The 17,194-nt window shown below is 55.6% G+C and carries 16 protein-coding genes; 2 read left to right on the forward strand and 14 right to left on the reverse strand.

What is annotated here, in order from left to right; genetic code table 11:
• Positions 1-10 precede the first annotated feature (10 nt).
• The 7 genes from ACZ1HV_RS21645 to ACZ1HV_RS21675 form a co-directional block, all read right to left on the reverse strand.
• Positions 11-1,006, reverse strand: coding sequence for a zinc-dependent alcohol dehydrogenase (locus ACZ1HV_RS21645; RefSeq protein WP_472716274.1), 996 nt, complete (start codon positions 1,004-1,006; stop codon positions 11-13).
• Positions 1,003-1,755 carry an SDR family NAD(P)-dependent oxidoreductase gene (locus tag ACZ1HV_RS21650; protein WP_472716275.1) on the reverse strand — a complete coding sequence of 251 codons (753 nt, stop codon included), beginning with the start codon at positions 1,753-1,755 and terminating at the stop codon, positions 1,003-1,005. Before ACZ1HV_RS21650 ends, ACZ1HV_RS21645 begins: the two co-directional genes overlap by 4 nt.
• A 4-nt stretch (positions 1,756-1,759) precedes the next feature.
• A complete protein-coding gene (gene hisD, locus ACZ1HV_RS21655; RefSeq protein ID WP_472716276.1) occupies positions 1,760-3,073 on the reverse strand; it encodes a histidinol dehydrogenase in 1,314 nt (437 codons plus the stop codon).
• A gap of 8 nt (positions 3,074-3,081) precedes the next feature.
• Positions 3,082-4,413, reverse strand: a complete 1,332-nt coding sequence (locus ACZ1HV_RS21660; protein WP_298813077.1) for a TRAP transporter large permease — start codon at positions 4,411-4,413, stop codon at positions 3,082-3,084.
• Between the two features lie 11 nt (positions 4,414-4,424).
• Positions 4,425-4,940, reverse strand: a complete 516-nt coding sequence (locus ACZ1HV_RS21665; RefSeq protein WP_152500297.1) for a TRAP transporter small permease — start codon at positions 4,938-4,940, stop codon at positions 4,425-4,427.
• 120 nt (positions 4,941-5,060) lie between these two features.
• Positions 5,061-6,203 (reverse strand): TRAP transporter substrate-binding protein, encoded by a 1,143-nt coding sequence (locus ACZ1HV_RS21670; RefSeq protein ID WP_298813073.1) that lies wholly within the window; start codon positions 6,201-6,203, stop codon positions 5,061-5,063.
• Between the two features lie 32 nt (positions 6,204-6,235).
• Entirely contained in the window at positions 6,236-6,415 is a 180-nt protein-coding gene (locus ACZ1HV_RS21675) for a hypothetical protein (RefSeq protein WP_298813072.1), read from the reverse strand.
• A 157-nt stretch (positions 6,416-6,572) separates the two neighbouring features.
• Between ACZ1HV_RS21675 and ACZ1HV_RS21680 the strand changes: the two genes are divergently transcribed.
• Complete coding sequence (locus tag ACZ1HV_RS21680; RefSeq protein WP_472716277.1) at positions 6,573-7,592, forward strand: LacI family DNA-binding transcriptional regulator; 1,020 nt, start codon at positions 6,573-6,575, stop codon at positions 7,590-7,592.
• 44 nt (positions 7,593-7,636) lie between these two features.
• Here ACZ1HV_RS21680 and ACZ1HV_RS21685 read toward each other — a convergent pair whose 3' ends face one another.
• From ACZ1HV_RS21685 to ACZ1HV_RS21715, 7 genes are all read right to left on the reverse strand, one after another.
• The gene (locus ACZ1HV_RS21685; protein ID WP_472716278.1) at positions 7,637-10,552 is read right to left on the reverse strand and encodes a sensor domain-containing protein; all 2,916 of its coding nucleotides are present in this window, start codon (positions 10,550-10,552) and stop codon (positions 7,637-7,639) included.
• A 260-nt stretch (positions 10,553-10,812) separates the two neighbouring features.
• Positions 10,813-11,286 carry a ribonuclease E activity regulator RraA gene (rraA, locus tag ACZ1HV_RS21690; RefSeq protein WP_472716279.1) on the reverse strand — a complete coding sequence of 158 codons (474 nt, stop codon included), beginning with the start codon at positions 11,284-11,286 and terminating at the stop codon, positions 10,813-10,815.
• Between the two features lie 6 nt (positions 11,287-11,292).
• A complete protein-coding gene (gene otnC / locus ACZ1HV_RS21695; protein WP_298985651.1) occupies positions 11,293-11,934 on the reverse strand; it encodes a 3-oxo-tetronate 4-phosphate decarboxylase in 642 nt (213 codons plus the stop codon).
• Positions 11,931-13,217, reverse strand: coding sequence for a 3-oxo-tetronate kinase (otnK, locus tag ACZ1HV_RS21700; RefSeq protein ID WP_472716280.1), 1,287 nt, complete (start codon positions 13,215-13,217; stop codon positions 11,931-11,933). Before otnK ends, otnC begins: the two co-directional genes overlap by 4 nt.
• A complete protein-coding gene (locus ACZ1HV_RS21705; RefSeq protein ID WP_472716281.1) occupies positions 13,211-13,903 on the reverse strand; it encodes an aspartate/glutamate racemase family protein in 693 nt (230 codons plus the stop codon). The genes otnK and ACZ1HV_RS21705 overlap by 7 nt, the downstream gene beginning before the upstream one ends.
• Before the next feature lie 74 nt (positions 13,904-13,977).
• Positions 13,978-15,063 carry an isocitrate/isopropylmalate dehydrogenase family protein gene (locus ACZ1HV_RS21710; protein ID WP_298813057.1) on the reverse strand — a complete coding sequence of 362 codons (1,086 nt, stop codon included), beginning with the start codon at positions 15,061-15,063 and terminating at the stop codon, positions 13,978-13,980.
• A gap of 86 nt (positions 15,064-15,149) precedes the next feature.
• Positions 15,150-16,043: a GntR family transcriptional regulator gene (locus ACZ1HV_RS21715; RefSeq protein WP_472716282.1), complete on the reverse strand. Its 894-nt coding sequence runs from the start codon at positions 16,041-16,043 to the stop codon at positions 15,150-15,152.
• A gap of 171 nt (positions 16,044-16,214) precedes the next feature.
• On the opposite strand from ACZ1HV_RS21715, the gene ACZ1HV_RS21720 reads away from it, so the two are divergent.
• Positions 16,215-17,177 (forward strand): Bug family tripartite tricarboxylate transporter substrate binding protein, encoded by a 963-nt coding sequence (locus tag ACZ1HV_RS21720; protein ID WP_298813050.1) that lies wholly within the window; start codon positions 16,215-16,217, stop codon positions 17,175-17,177.
• Positions 17,178-17,194 lie beyond the last annotated feature (17 nt).

Genomic DNA, 17,194 nt, shown 5'->3' on the forward strand with positions numbered 1-17,194 from the left:
GAATGTCTCCTTAGGTGTTTGGCGAAAGTAGAATTTTGGGCACCGAGATATTGCCTGCACGCAAGTCGGCAAAGGCTGCCTGGCCTTCCGACAAAGGCCGGATTTCAACCCAGTTTAGTGCACCTAATCTTCCTTCGAACATCGCTTTGGCTGTCTGTCGGAAGTCTTCTGAGGTGTAGGTGTAAGTGCCGAAAAAGGTGATTTCCTGAAGGGTGATGCGACGTATGTCGAGCCCTCCGTCAGCGGACCCAAGGCCTATATGGGCAATGACACCACCCGGCTTTACCTGCGCTGAGGCCGCTGCCCTTGTCGCGGCATAACCGACGCCGTCAATCACCAGGTCATATTGGCCGCTGGTGTCTGCTTCTTCCGGTGTCAGGACTTCGATGCCGCAGGTCTTTGCGAGGAATTGGCCACGGCTCTCATTCGGTTCCACCAGACGGACATCAGGCATGCCCTGAGCTCTCAAAGAGAGCGCTGCACCGAGGCCGATAGCGCCGCCGCCGATCACAAGGGTTCGCGCTTCGGCGGGTTCGCAACTGAGCGCGGCGCGGGCCAGCCGCACTGCATGCCAACCACAGGCTATCGGTTCTGCCAGGGCAGCTTGTGCGTCCGATACGTGATCTGGAACGGTCACCAGATTTCGCTCAGGCATGGCAAGATAGTCTGCAAAGCCGCCTTCACGCGGCGGCATGGAAATTATCTGGCGTTCCGCACACAGGTTGTCACGCCCGGATCTGCAGGCTTCGCATTTGCCGCAGGTTACCAGTGGATTGACCGTGACATGCCGGCCGGACAGGGGCCCTGTCTGAACCGTTCCGGCGACCTCATGACCAAGTATCAGCGGTGCTGGCCGGCGCTCATCGTGCCCAAGATAAGCGTGCATGTCTGAACCGCATATGCCTGTATGGGCCACGCGGATGAGGACTTCATCCTGTGCAGGAACAGGATCGGCAACGTCCCGATAGGATTGGGCTTCGGGTCCCGTGTAAACAAGTGCTTTCATTTTGCAGTAAACCCTCCATCGACCATCAGGATCTGGCCGGTCACGTAGCTGGAGGCTTCAGAGCATAGGAATAACAACGGTCCGTCGATGTCTTCCAGTTTACCGTTTCGCCCAATGCAGGTTTGAGCTGCATTTCGTTCCGCTCTTTCCTTGTCACCAAAGACCGCAGCCGTCAATTCCGTTGGAAAGAAACCGGGCCCGAGCGCATTGGTGTTGATGCCGTGCTCCGACCAGGCTTCCGCCATCGCCCTTGTTAGTTGGCCAATACCGCCTTTGGAGGCTCCGTAGGAGATGCCGCCCGGAAAGGCGCGCTCGGTCTGCAATGACGCAAAATTGACGATACGGCCCCAACCTTTTTCGCGCATGGCCGGAACAAAGGCTTTGCTCAAAAAGAAGGGTATCGTGAGATTGAGGGTCAAAGTGATGTCCCATCCCTCCAGAGTAACATCGTCCGCAGCCTGTCTGGTGTTGATACCGGCGGCGTGCACCAGGATCTGAGGTGGGCCGAAGGGCGCGCTCACGTCTTCAACGATCGTTGCAATCTTGTCGCGGTCGCTCAGGTCGGCAGGTACAGCCGCGGTATGGCCGCCTGCTTCCCGTCTCCAGTTTTCCAGGTCTTCAGCCCTGCGCGCAACGCCAACCACCGATGCGCCGGCCCTCGCCAGCACGGTGGCGGCACGGCGCCCGAGGCCGGAGCTTGCTCCGGTCACGCAGGCAACCTTGCCAGCTACGTCGAAGAGGGCAGTCATTCGATCAGACCCCGGCATCGGCTGTGAGATCGAATGTCTCGTCAGGAAAGTATTTCCGGAGCCTGATATCAGCCGTGCGTGCGTGGCCTTCCATACCCTCAAGCCTTGAAATGCGAGCCGTTGCTTCTGCCACCGGTTTGGCTGCATCGCGTGTTGCGCGCTGCCATGTGACGATCTTCATGTATTTGTGCACGGAAAGACCGCCGGTATAGGTCGCAGCTCCGGAAGTCGGCAGAACATGGTTTGGTCCTGACGCCTTGTCGCCGAAGGCAACGGTGGTCTCCTCGCCGAGAAAGAGCGATCCGTAGCAGGACAGCCGTTTAAGCCACCAATCCAGATCTTGCGCCTGAACGGTGAGGTGTTCAGGAGCATAGAGGTCTGATGTTGCCGCCATGTCTTCCCGGTTCTCGCAAAGGATGACCTCAGCATAGTCCCGCCAGGCGGCTGTGGCATTGTCCCGGTTCACATCCGGCAAGTCGTCGATCAGTTTGGGTACGAGTGCCATCACTTCTTCGGCCAGGGAACGGTCGTCCGTCACAAGCCAGACTGGTGAATTGTAGCCGTGTTCGGCCTGGCCAACGAGATCGGCAGCCACGACTTCGGCATCGGCGGTCGCATCGGCCAGAACAAGGCTATCCGTCGGTCCGGCGATCATGTCGATACCGACCCTGCCGAACAGGATCCTTTTGGCTTCGGCAACAAATTGGTTGCCAGGACCAACAAGGATGTTGGCCTTGGGCAACCCGAAGAGGCCAAATGTCATCGCAGCGACGCCCTGCACCCCACCCATGGCCAGGATCTTGTCAGCGCCGCACACCTTGGCAGCATAGATGATGGCGGCATTGACGCCGATGCCCGGGCGTGGCGGTGAGCAGGCGATGATATTCTTACAGCCAGCCACCTTTGCGGTGGTTACAGTCATGATGGCGCTGGCAATGTGGCTGTAGCGGCCACCGGGGATGTAGCACCCGGCAGTGTCGACCGGGATGCTCTTTTGTCCAGCGATCAATCCAGGGATCACTTCCACTTCAATGTCCTGGCAGGTCTCACGTTGAGCTTCGGCAAAGCGCTTGACGTTCTGATGTGCGAATTCGATATCCCGCTTGAGTTTTTCCGGCACTTTTGCCGACGCAGCCTCGATTGCTGCATCACTCAAGATGATATCTCCTTCATACTTGTCGAACTTGGCAGCGTATTCCAGGGCGGCGGCGTCGCCGCCCGCTTCGATTGTGTCCAGGATCTCCTGCACGATTTTGGTGGTCTCGGAAGCATCGGTCTTGGATGTCAGGACCGCCTTCTTTAAATATTCAACAGTCATTTCAGACCCTACTTGTAAATGTCAGGAAGAAGCGTTGTGGAGATTGCGGGCACATAGGCAATCATCAGCGTCACGAGCAGCATGAAGAAGACGAACGGCACGGCCCGCGCTGCGATTTTCAGAATTGACTCGCCTGTCAGACCTGACACGACGAACAGGTTCAATCCAAGTGGCGGCGTGATGAAGCCGACACCGAGTGCGGTGATCATCATGATACAGAACTGGATCTCGTTCATGCCGATATTGTCGGCAAGCGGTTTCAGGATCGGAGCCAGGATCACGATGTTCGGCGTTGTTTCCATCACGCAGCCCGCTGCGATCAGGATGCCGACCATCAGGAGGATCAGAAGTGCCGGCTCGTTTGTCAGAGATGTCACTGCATAAACGAAACCTTGCGGAACACCGAGGATCGCCAGCGCCTGCGCAAGCGGTAGGGAGAAGGCGATGATCGGGACGATGACGCCGTTCACCTTCGCCGAGCTGACCAGCATTGCCGGGAAATCGGACAGTTTCAGTGTGCCCAGGACGAAGCCCATGACGATCGTGATGACGACTGCCACGGCACCTGCTTCAGTGGGCGTCAAGCGACCGGAAAAGATCCCGTAGAAGATAACGCCTGGGACGATGAACGCATACCAGCCTGACTTCAACGCCTTGCCGAGATTGGCTGACCATTCGCCGAAGGTCATCAGACCTCCACCTTCATAGGCGTAGATCCGGTTCATTACGATGTTGGTCACGAGGATCGATAGAAGAATGGCAATGCCAGGGATCAGAGCGGCAAGGAAGAGCGTCGACGCAGAAATGCCGAGAACGAGCCCGATGATGATATAGGCGATTGAAGGTGGTATCAGGATGCCGGTACAGGCACCGGCGGCCACCAGTGCACACGCATAGGGGCGCGGGTAACCGCTCTCCACCAGGCGCTCGATAGTCATCCGGCCAACGGCCGCTGCACCCGCTGCGTCAGATCCAGAGATTGCGGAGAACATGCCGCAAACCAGAACAGTCGCTGAGCCGAAACCGCCTTTCGCCCAACAAGTGAGGGCCTCCGCGACATCAAGAAACTTGCGGCTCAGACCGGTGCGAACCAGAACGTCGCCCGTCAGGATAAACAGGGGAACGGCGGTCAGGGCGAAGTGGTCGATGCCGTGAAAGAGGCTTTCCCCGACGAGCGAAAGGGGCAGGGCGCCGGAAATGATCAGCATCGCGATTGCAGCGGAACCGATTGCCGCCCAGACGGGCACGGCGAGTGCAACTAGGCCGATGAAAATCAGAACCGGGCCATAGAAGTCCCAGCCGAGTTCGACTGTCTGTTGTTGTAATTGTTGCCAGAGCATATGTGCCTCCCTCAGTCGAAGAGCTTGTCGCCTTCGTAAACGGGGCGCCCGTCACGAAAGTCGCGCAGATCGCGCAGGAGAGATTGGGCAAGCCGGAAAAGAACCAGAGCGAACCCGAACGGAACGGCCATCAGGAACCAGACTTGCGAGATGCGCAGGCCATGGGTCACAGAGCCGAATTTTGCTGAAACGAGGACGGTTTCGAACGACCAGTAAACAGCAACCAATGCGACTGCAGCCATGACGAGATCGCCCAGGATATAGAGCAACGCTTTCACCTTGGGGCCGACATACTGCATGATCACATCGATGCGGATGTGTCCACGTTCCTTGACGGCAGCAGCAGCTCCAATCCAGGCAAGATAAATGAAGGAGTACCGGACGATTTCCTCACCCCAAATGGAGGAGTAGGCGAACACTTCACGCCGAACGACTTCGACGAACATGGTCAGGACAAGCATCACGTAGAAGACCAGCAGCAGCCAGCGTTCTCCGTTCTTGTCCACGGCTTGAAGGACTTTCAACATGGGCACTCCTCTACCGTTCACATCAGAGGGGGCTCTGATGCGGTGGTTGCGCGGGAAAGGCTTTATTGAACAGGAAACGGGGGCCGATGCCGATAGGCGCCGGCCCTAAGGAGCGACGCCTTAAGCGTCGTGGACGTAGTAACGGCCCATTGTGTTTGCGGCTTCTTCCAGACGGCCAAACGCTTCCATGGAACCGGCCAGTTCGACCTTGAACTGATCCCATTCTTCGCGCTGATAACCGCCGGCTTCTTTCCATTCTCCAAGCTGATCTTCGCTCAGCGAATGGAATTCCACGCCGGACTTCACCAGTTCGGACATGGCGTAGGAACGGGCAGCCGGCACCTTGGCAAGGTTCTGCTGAGCCGTAATCTCACCGGCGAATTCGATGCCTTCCTGAACGTCTGCCGGCAGCGAATTGAACCACTCCAGGTTCATCGAATAGACTTGGCTGTCCGGAACGGCCTGGGTGAAGGTCACATGGCTCAAAATGTCCTTGAAGCCGAATACATAAAGTGCACCGACCGACGGATCCAGGGCATCGGCAACACCTTGCTTGATCGCTGAGGGTGTTTCACCCCAGGCCACAGGCGTCGGGTTGGCGCCGACCATGCGATAGTATTGCTGAAGCATGGCGGAACCCGGCACGCGGAACTTCACGCCGGACAGATCACCAGGAGTGATAACCTTGTTTCCACCTTTGCGGATTGCAACGACACGCGGATCGATCACCACGTAAAAGAGAGCCTTGAAACCCGAAGCCTCAATCTTCGGATGGACTTCCGTTTTCCATGCATCGGATGTGACAAGATTGGTGAAGCGCTGGTTCGAACCGCAGAAATACGGCATGTTGATCAGGTCAACTGCAGATGCGAACGGAGCGAAGTTCGAGAGCGAGTGCTGAGCTGCCTGGATCGTGCCACCCTGAACGGCCTGGGCCAAGGCGCCGCCGGCACCAAGCTGCCCGCCCGGAGCCAGTTTGACATACACCTTGCCGTTGGTTGCGTTCTGGATGTTTTCCTTCAAGTCCAGCTGCATGATGGGGTAGCTGCGTGACGCACCGAGCAGATAGGCGGTCGCAAGCGTCATGATATGGTCAGCTGCTTTCTCGCGAGCAGATTCCTCCTGCGCGGTCTGCGCGACTGCTTCATCTGACCACAGCGTACCGGCAGCACCTGCAACGACAGCTGCGGTGAAGCCTCCCGCGCTGGCCAGCTTCAAAAAATTACGACGCTCGCGCGAGGCGAGATCTTCGGTCTTCTTCATGAATTCCTCCCTAAAACTCTATTCCGATCAAGCTATTTGCCGGCTCGCTTTATTGCTTCCTTTTTGAGGATGGTTGCCGTGAAGGCTATTGAGACTGCAAAGAGCAGGATCATTTCGCCGACATTCCCGAAAAACGGCGTTCCACCAAAAGAACCGATCGAAACGTTGATCACAAAAACGGCAAACAGGACTGCTGCCACAATCAAGTACATGATCACCTCCCAACGATGAGTTCACCCGGCTGAGGAAAAATGTAAGCGCTTACATTTTTCATTGCAAGCAGAAAAGTTATTTTCTTGGAGAGCCAAGAGTTGTAAGCAAACTCTTGGCTTCAGTGCCTTCTGCGGCACCGGCTCACGGAAATGATCGATGGAAGAGACGAAGAATACCCCGACCGGCCAGGTTCCCACGCTTGCCGATGTTGCCCGAACGGCAGGTGTATCGACTGCTACAGTGTCGCGCTGTCTCAATCTGCCCGATCAGGTCACCGAAAAGACGATGCGCCGGGTGATGGAAGCCGTTGACCGGCTGGGATATTCGCCAAATTACAGCGCACGTGCTCTTGCTGCCAACAGGACCAACACCATCGGCGCAATCATTCCCACAATGGAAAATGCGATCTTTGCGCGCGGGCTGCAGGCGTTCCAGGAAGAACTCCATCAGAGCGGCTGCACATTGCTGGTCGCCAGTTCGTCCTATGAGGAAGATCTGGAAGAGGAGCAAATCAAAACCTTGACCGCGCGGGGGGCAGACGCGCTTCTGTTGATCGGATATCACCGCAAACCGCGGGTCTACGAGTTTTTGGAAAAACGAAAGATACCTACTCTTGTCGCCTGGGCCTTTGATCCGGAAGTCTCCAGGTTAGCGGTCGGCTTCAACAACCGGGCAGCAATGCACGAGCTTGCTGACCTCGTCATGGGTGCAGGCCACAAGAGGATCGGATGTATTTCTGCCGACACGGTTTCCAATGACAGAGCAAGGGAACGTGCCCAGGGCATTCGGGATTCCATGAGTGCTGCAGGGCTGGACCCCAACATGCTGCAGATGGTCGAAACGGCGTACTCCATCGAAAATGGCGAGATGGCGTTTCACGAACTCATGGCACACGCAGAGCCTCCCACTGTTGTCATGTGCGGCAATGATGTTCTGGCTGTCGGCGCTTTGCGGGCGGCAGCGGCGATGAACCTCAGGGTTCCGGAAGACGTTGCGATCACGGGGTTCGACGACATCGAGCTGGCAAGCGTTGCGCCGGTTCCACTGACGACCGTTCATGTGCCTCATCGGCGTATGGGACAGTTCGCGGCACAGGCCCTGTTGGACGAGTTGAATGGCAAAAAGCCGGACAGCATTGAATTGCCAACCGCGATCTACCGGCGCAGCAGTTTTTGAGGCTGACGGTGTTTGGTTGAATTCGACTGGCCGGGCCGGTTGATCTAACCGCCGCAAAGCACCCCAGACTTCAGATTGAAGAATTTCAGCAAATCCGGATAGGGCATCGGCCTGGCAAAGTGATACCCCTGCAGCCGATCGCAGCCGAGCTTGGCAAGTATTTCGGCTTGCTCGCCTGTTTCAATGCCTTCCGCAGTGACACCCATTTCAAGTGAGTGGCCAATTTCAATAATGGACCTGAGAAGACGAAGGCCACCGCTGCCACCGGCCGCCAAGGCGGTGAGCCGCCGGTCGATCTTTACACGATCCGGATTGATCCGCTGCAGGGCGACGACAGAGGCACGGCCGCTACCGAAGTCGTCGACTTCGATTGCGATCCCGAGATCCCGCAGCTGATCCAGACGGCACAGGAAGTCGTCCTGCTGTTCCTCCAGGAAGATGGTTTCCAGGAGCTCAAAGCTTATCTGACCGGAATAGGTCTGCACGTGCTGCCGGATGGCATCGATTTCGTTGTGGTTGACGCGGTTTTCGCTGACATTAAATGACAATGACGGCGGATTAGACATACGTCCGAATGCCTGTTGGCACTCGCCAATTGCTTGTTCATATATCAGACGATCTATGTCTCCAGCGACATTGAGATCGGTCGCGATAGAGAGAAAAGCTCCTGGTGCAAGAATGCCTTTTTCAGGGTGACGCCAGCGCGCCAGCACCTCGATACCGACAGTCTGGCCAGACTTGGCATCGACTTGTGGCTGATAGAATGGTTCGAATTCCAGTTGTTCGATGGCACGAAGCACATCATCTGCCACTTCCTTGGTGCGCCGCACTTCTTCCAGGTCAGACTTGTCAAATATCCCCAATTGGCCACGTCCGCGCCGTTTGGCCTTGTAAAGTGCGACATCTGAATTGGTCAAAAGCTGGTCAACATGGGCCAGCGGTGTCCGGGCCAGGCCAATGGAAGCGCCAAACCTGCATTCCTTGCCTTCAAAAAGTGTAGGGCGGGAGAGTTCCTGCAACAGGATCTTTGCAAGTGTTTCCGGCCGATCGTTATTTTTGGGCACATAAATCAGGACAACAAATTCATCGCCGCCGATGCGTGCAACAACATCTGTGCTGCCGACATTGCGGCGAATGCGTTCGGAGATGTCCAGCAACACCTGGTCACCGGCGGCGTGACCCATTGTATCGTTGATGTGCTTGAACCGGTCGAGATCGATATGAAGAGCGGCGATTTCGCCACCCTTCTTGCTTCTCAGGCTGACGAGTTCGTCAAACTTGAAGGAAAGGTAGCGTCGATTGCCAAGACCGGTCAGGTCGTCATGCAAAGCCTTGTAGGTGATTTCCTGGTTCGCCTTTTCAAGCCGCTTGGAGTACTGCTCGAGTGCCCTGCGCTGACGCACAACTTCGGTGATGTTCAATCGCAGAACAACATATTCGCCCTTTTCGGTTCGTGATCTGACCATGCGATGGTGCTGGTCATCCGCAAATTCGAAATCCTCAATGCCCGGCGCAAGAAGATCAGGTGAATAATAGTCTTCAACCCATTCTTCTTCTCGCCCGACCGCGGCCGGGATGAACCCTTCCATGGCGGCGTTTCGAAGCAGCACTTTCAGGTTGGTGCCCGAAGCCAGACTCTCAGGTGACTTCGTCATGGAGCGTGCATAGGCCGGGTTCCAGATCACCAGATTGAGGTCGGCATCATAGATGGCAAAGGGGTCCGGGTAGGCCTTGATCGCGGATATCAAACGGTCCTGCGTGTCTTCCAGCGCCCGCCGCTGACGGACCAGCTCAGTGGTGTCCAAACGCAAAATGACGAGGTCGCCATTTTCAGCACGGGATCTCAGCAATCTATGGTGAACGTCGTCCGGCAGCACGAGGTCCTGTACCGGTTTGTCGACATCGGTCTGCTGGTGTGCATCGGACATCCATTCTTCTTCGCGGCCAATGGCGTCGGCAATCTTTCCGGCTCGAATAGCAATCCGGGCAACGGTCGTGCGGTGCATGCCGAACTTCAATTCGTCGGGGTTGTTTGACATCGACGCACGATAGGCGTCGTTGCAGACGACCAGACAGTCGTTGGAATCATAAATCACAAACGGCGATGGATAGGCGTTAAGGGCTGCCAGCAGTCGTTCCTGGGCTGCCTCGGCGGTTCGTTTTTGCCGGACGAGCTCGGTCGAATTCAGCCGAATGATCACGTAGTCGCCGTTGGATGACCGGGACCTCAGTAGACGATGATGAACGTCGCCTTTCAATTCGACATCTTCAAATTCCTTGTCCAGGGTTTCAGAAGACAAAATGCGATTGACCCATTCATCCTCCTGGCCAACCGCCTCCGGGTAACGTCCGTATTTGATGGCAAGTCGCAGCACATCCCTCAGGTGTGTTCCGGCAACGAGTTCATTGGGGTCGTCCGTGATGGACGCTGCATAGCCATCGTTCCAATACACCAGGCTGAGATCGGCATCATAAATAACGATAGGATCCGGATAGGCGTTCAACGCGGATACGAGGCGTTGCTGCTCTTTGATTGCACGATCCCGTTCCATCTGAATTTGATCTGCGAGAACTGCAGCACTTCTTTCTTCCGCCAGAGGCCTGAAGGTCGCGCACACATGCCACGCGCCAGTACCGGCAACTTCTTTTAAAAAGAAGGAGATGCTCACCCAGGTGCTGGTGTTGTCGGAACGAAGGAGCTTTGCCTTCAACAAAAATTTTTGGTGACCCTTCTCAAGGGCTCGAGCGGCACTGTTTTGAATGCTGGTTTGCGGGCAGTCGCCAAGAAGTTCATCCATTGGCATGTTGAGCAGGTCTTCCTGCGCATGACCGCTCAATTCCGAAAAGGCGCTGTTTGCATAAATCAAGCGCGGTGCGGGTGCACCTGAAGCAATGAGCCCAACAGCGATCGCATCGTCTGTCAGGTCCATAAAACTACTTTTAAGCGCCTCGATACTCATACAGGCCTCGTTACCCAGTATTTGACCGTAATACACCTGGGTTAGGCAAACATAAACAAACAACAATAATGGAAAGTATCGTAGATGTTGGTTTGATATCGAGGAAAGGCACAGTTTTTATTGCAGTTTTAAATTGGCTGTACAGAGCTGTGCAACCATTGTCTCTGCGTCAATTGGAAACGGGGATTGGGACAGGAATAGCTGAGCGACTGGTCACCCGACTTACTTGCAAGCTCTCATTTTTACAGGAGGCAGCGCTGTCAGGTCAGGCGTCTATCGCTTAAAAGAACGCCGTCCGCGTCGGCATAAATCCAATTGCCGGGCCGCATTCCAACACCGCCAAAATGAATGTCTTGCCCAGCTTTGCCCCAGCCGTCTTTCGCGCTTTTGATTGGTGAGGTGGCGAGCGCAAAAACCAGAATATCCATCTGATCGATTTCGACGCTATCTCGTATGGCGGCGTTCAGCACGAGCCCCGCCCAGCCGTTTTTAAGAGCGAGGTCGGCAAGCATGTCGCCCAACAGCGCAACGCGCGTCGAGCCGCCGCCGTCAACGACAAGCACCCGTCCATCGCCAGGAGTTTCCAACTCCTTGCGGACGGCCATATTGTCCTCAAAACACTTGACCGTCTGGATGGGGCCCGTGAAATGGGCGCGCCTGCCAAAGGTTCTGAAAGGTAGGTGAACAAGCGAGAGAACATCCGCGTGAGTATCGATCAGGTCAGCGGTTTTCATGGGGCCTCACATACTGCCGAATTTTAGGCGAAGCGCTGCAACGTCGTCTTCTTGCAGCGTCCTGGGTTGTGTATCCCCCAAAGCACAAACCAATTTGGCCGTCTCTTCAAGTTCTTCTGCGGCGCAAACCGCTGAAAAAAGGTCCTTTCCTGAAACGACCGGACCATGATTTGCAAGCAGGACCGCGCTGCATGCTCCATTCAGGCTGCGTATCAGGTCGCCAGAGGCAGGATCACCCGGCATGACGTAGGGCAGCTGCCTCACAGTCCCTACCCGCATGACCACATATGGAGTAAGGGGAGGTATGCAGTCCGAGGGGTCGGTGTCCTGCCTGCAGGATAGCACCGTTGCCCACGTGGAATGAAGGTGCACCACTGCCTGAGCCTCAGGCCTTGTTTCATAGAAAGCCTGATGCAGAAAAATTTCCTTGCTTGGCTTGTCACCGGCAACATGCTGACCCGATGGATCGAGTTTTGAAATGCGCCCTGGTTCAATGTCGCCAAGCCTTGAATTTGTCGGCGTAATCAGGATTCCATCCGGCAGAAGCGCGGAAACATTGCCCGCTGTTCCGACGCTGAAACCGCGTTGGAACAAGGAGTGACAAAGGTCGGTCATCTGAACGCGCAGCGCTTCTTCTGAAGGGCTCATGCTGCCACCTTCATCATGTCCAGCGCCTTCTTGAAGAAATCGCGCGCACCGAAATTACCCGACTTCAAGGCAAGACAAATGGGCAGTGAGGTTTCGAGGTGCAGGATGGGAACCCCGGGATCAATCTCAATACCAATGCGCATCGCTTCCTCGGAGCCGTGGTGGCAAACGGCCTTCGCGACAGCGCCGGATGTTTCGCCTCCCGCAACAACGATCCGGGTGAAACCGGCATCGACCAACTTCCTTGCGGTTTCGGCAAAGAGCTGTTCCAGGGCTTCTGCTACCCGTGTGGAGCCGTAGTCGTTCTGAATTTGTGCAACAGCTTCCGGAGTGCCTGAGGAAAAAACAAGCGGTGCGTCTTTCCGGTGTCTTTTGAAGAATTGAATGAGCGCTTCACTATCCAGCGAACCGTCCAGGACAGAGGGTGCATCGATTCCAAATACAGGATGTTTTTTGGAATGTGCCTCAATTTGCTGGCGTGTTGCTCCGGAACAAGAGCCAGCAAGAATTGCGCCGTCGCCCATATTGGGGCTGCTTGCGGATTTGGCCGGCTCAGGTGCGCCATTTTTGAAGAAATTTCGCGGCAATCCCATCGCGATGCCGGATCCACCAGTCAGCAGCTTGGCTCCCTCAGATGCGGTTCCCAAGGCGATCAGATCGTTATCGGAAATTGCGTCCGCGACCAGGAAAGATCTCTCAGTTGCTTGAGTGTCTGCCGAAACATCGCTTGGCGTAAACCGTCCTGTGCGCTGCTGAGCCAAAGACAGGTGAGAAACGCGCCACGTCGTCTGGTTTTGCAGCCACCGGCGAATGTCAGGGTCAGTCATCGGGGTAAGTGGATGATGTTGCATCCCGCTTTCGCTCAGCAGCGTGTCATGAACAAAAAGGTGTCCCTGATAGACAGTGCGGCCAGCGCCTGGAAAGGCGGGGCAGACAATGACGTTAGTCTCGTCCAGTGCAAGCGCCAACGCTTCGGCCACAGGTCCGATATTTCCCGCTGGGGTGGAGTCGAATGTGGAGCAATATTTGAAGATGATTTGCGAGCAGCCCTGGCTTTGCAGCCATTGAAGCGCGGCAAGGCTTTCCGAAACGGCTTCATCGACCGGTGATGTCCGGCTTTTTAGCGCGATGACGCCTGCCTGAATGCCGCTGTTGGCAGATTTGGAAGGAACACCGCAATACTGGGCTGTGCGCAATCCGCCTTCAGGAGCGATGCCTTTGGAGAGCGTGTTGGCGATGTCGCTGGCACCGGTGAAATCGTCTGCAATTGCGCCAATCAGCATGACTGTGCCGCTTTCTGCTGTAAGATCTCTACGCGGTTCCGCAGATCCGTCAGCGCAGCTTCAGGGCTGGTGAGCACAGGAGTTTTTGTGGTTTGGCGCATTCCTTCTGCGGCACTTGCCATTGAGAACTGCGCAAGAAGGATGACGTCAAAACCACTGAGCCGTCTGCCACATTCGCGGATCAATCGATCATGTTCTGCAACATCTCCGGATTGTTTCGCATCCAACGCGTTTGCGCAAAACACACTTGTGAGCGATGCAGTCGAGCCAAACTCTTTCGCTAATCGCCCAAATTCAGCTTCCATGCCGCTAACTGCTGGTTCAAATGTGTAAATCATGGCAATGCGCGCTCCGCCGGAAAGGGCGTTTCGAAACATTGCTTCGTTCGGTTTCAAGACAGGCAGCGGTGCGCGCTGTGCAACTTCTTCGATCGCGTCGCCAAAGGATGAGCAAGTGAAGAGAATGCCGTCGACATTCAAAGTGCATGCATAGTCCGTGAGGTCTGCGATTCTTGAATGAAGCGTTTCAGTGAGGCTTCCAGCCTCTTTCAGGTCACTCTCGAGACTATCGTCAAGGAGGGAAACTGTTCTTACTTCAGGCCATAAGCGCTTCGCCGTGACTTCAATCGGATCGATGGCGAGACGTGTTGCGTGAATGAAGGCGATTTTGGATCTCTCGGTGACCATTTCCATCTCCGTTGGGGCGGCGGTCTTTCGCGCGACCGCCGCCCTGTTGCAGGCACATCATCTTGGGAGGATGATCAGGCTGCGAGACTGAGGTCAGAGACGGTTGCCGCTACCAACCGGCCGAAGACGTCGGTATCGACTGAACCACCGATATCCCGAGTGCGGTTCTGAGGTTCGTCGATCACGCGGTCTACTGCCTCTGAAATTGCAGCACCTGCCTCCATCAGCTTTGAGACACCGCGCTGTTCTCCGAGCCAATTCAGCATCATGGCTGCAGAGAGGATCAGCGAGGTCGGGTTCGCGACATTCTTTCCGGCGATATCAGGTGCTGAACCATGTTGGGCCTGCGCGCAACAAAGTCCTGTTTCAGCGTTGGCGTTGATCGAGCCCGCCAAGCCAAGTGATCCTGAAAGCTCAGATGCGAGGTCGGAGAGGATGTCTCCGTAGAAGTTTGTCGCAACGACGACATCATAGTTTTGTGGTTGCCTGACAAGCAGGGCGGCAAAGGCGTCGACGATCAGTTCTTCGGTCTGGACGCCCGGAAACTCCTTGGACACTTCCCGGAAACATTCCAGAAAAAGGCCGTCTGTCATCAGGAAGGAATTGGCTTTGTGGATTGCCGCGACTTTCTTGTCACGTTGCATTGCAAGCTTGAATGCCTCGCGGCAGATCCTCAGCGAGCCCTTTCGTGTTATCTTCCGAATTGACAGGGCCATATCGGGATCCGGCATCATTTCGCCGACGCCCTTGTACATGTTGCGATCGGGGTAAAAACCCTCCGTTGCCTCCCGCATGATGACAAGATCCATACCGGGCGCCTTGTTGGGCAGAAAGTCCCTCGAGCGGGCCGGGCGCACATTGGCATAAAGGTCCAGCCCGATCCTGAAACCAGCAGAGACGTTGCGACCGCCTTCAGCAACTGGCGGGTAGTCCATATGGGACTGAGTGCCGAGGATAACGCCATCAAACTGTGTGCGCGCACGAACCAGGACCTCTTCGCGCAACGTGGTGCCATGAGCCTTCAGGCTGTCGAAACCCGAAGCTTCTTCATGGAATGAAATGCCAAGATCAAATTTCTGGTTTGCTGCGCTGACCACGTCGAGCGTGGCTCCCATTATTTCCGGGCCGATCCCGTCACAGGGCAAAACCATCAAACGCATGTCTTTCCTCCAATCAGGCAGGTTCAAGTTCTGTCTGATTGGCTTTTATAGCTATAAAATGCAAAAATGCAATCCGGAAAGTGACTCTAACTTTTGGTTCTGAGCAGTTCCGACTTTCCTTTAAGTGCGCCGCCGAGGTGGTGGCGCATGGCGTAGGACGCTTCCGCAATCTCTGCACGTTCCAGATGGCCGATGATTTCCAAGTGTCCATTGGTCTGCTCGACAAAGCGATCCCGGCTGACCACAGCCTTGTACTCCAGCAAACGGCGCATTTGGTTCACGCGCACAAGGGCCATGTGAAAATGCGGATTGCCGGAGAACTTGATCAGCTCCTCGTGAAAACGTGCACCTACGGATAAAAGGTGCTCAACGCTGTTGTTCTCAATCTCGTGGTCAAGCAGTCGTTGTTGTTCGTCCTTGAGCGATGCGAGTATCTTCCAGTCAACGCTATAGTCCGGGTCGAGCATTGCCGCAGGCTCGATTACCATCCGAAAATGATAAATCTTATCAAAAGCTTCTGGGGTTTTGGCAACATCCAGAAATCGCCAGCCATATCCGGGTTTTCGTTCGACCCAACCCTCGCGCACAGCGCGGACCAATATGTCCTGGAGGCGCCCTCGAGAAAGGTCATATTTTTCACGAAGGTATTGTTCTGTCACCTCTTCCGGCAACCGATCCGTTCGCCAATCCTCGGCTATGCGCAAGTAGACGGACGAGTCGTCCGGTGCCATCGCTTTCAGGATGTCCGCGGAGGAGGGCTCTGGCTCAGTTTCCGAAACAAAATAGCCGCGATTGGTGCGTTTTTCGACAAGACCGGCCTTTTCCAGCATTTCCAGCGCTTCGCGAACTGGTGAGCGGGACACGCCGAATTCGTCAGCGACATTCTGTGCGCTGATATGTGCGCCTGCTGCAAGAGACCTGGACGTTATCTTCTGAGAAAGCCCATGAGCCACTTTTGCGGCTAGTTGGTTGGTTTTCATCGCGTTCTTCTAATTCGGCCGCTAAGGCGTTTGGTCTTTTTCATGCCTGAAATAAAGCCATAAAACCAAACTCAACGCAATGATTGGTTTTTTTTGATTGACATCCAATCTTAACTCCTTTTTATTGCACGTATTCAGCAAAAAATGCAAATTGATCAAAGGGAGGAAACCATGATCATGCGTTCCACGATTGCTGCCGCTGCGACTGCGGCCATTGTTGCTGCTTCGGGAGTGCCGGTATTCGCATCGGACTATCCGCAAGAGCGTTTGACCTACACAGTTGCGTTCGGACCGGGAGGCGGCAACGACCGCATGTCCCGCACCATTGTCGACATCTTGAACAAGTACGACCTTTACCCGAATGACATCGTGGTGGAGAACCGCGAAGGCGGGAGCGGTGCGGTTGGCTTCAGCTACGTGAAGCGGCAGGCCGGCAATCCCTATTCCGCGACATCTACCAGTGGAAACTTTCTCGGCACGCCTTTGGTCGCCGATACCGACTGGACCTACAAGGACTTCACACCTGTCGGGCTTCTTGCGAGCGATGCAATGTTCCTGGTTGTGCGCAGCGATTCCGACTTCAAGACAATCGACGATGTTGTTAAGGCGGCTAAGGAAGGCCGTTTCACTATTGCCGGCAGCGGCTCTGCAGGTCCCGAGCGCGTGACCGCCAGCCTTTTTGCCAATGCCGCCAACATTGAATACGAATATGTGCCGATCGGATCCGGAGGTGAGCTGGTAACGGCATTGACCTCGGGCAGTGTCGACGCGGTCGTTGCCAATCCGTCGGAAGTTGCCGGGCAGATTGATGCGGGGACGTTCGCAGCACTCGCATTTTCAGATTCCGCGCGCAGCACGAACCACCCCGATATCCCGACGTTCAGGGAACTTGGCTATGATTTCGATTTCTCGCTGCCTCGCGGCGTGGTGCTGGCGCCCGATCTCGACCCTGCTGTCCAGGAATGGTGGGTTGCTGCTCTGAAAGAGGCGGTATCAAAGCCGGAATGGCAGGACTATCTGGTGAAGAACGGTATGTCCGGCAATCCGATTTGGGGTGCGGACTTCGGAACTTATCTCGAAGCGACCAGCGCCAAATATGAAGCCGTCCTGAAGGAAATCGGCGCGATCAACTGATCTGTGCATCCAGCGCG

Source organism: Roseibium sp. JB4-4 (assembly GCF_055693425.1).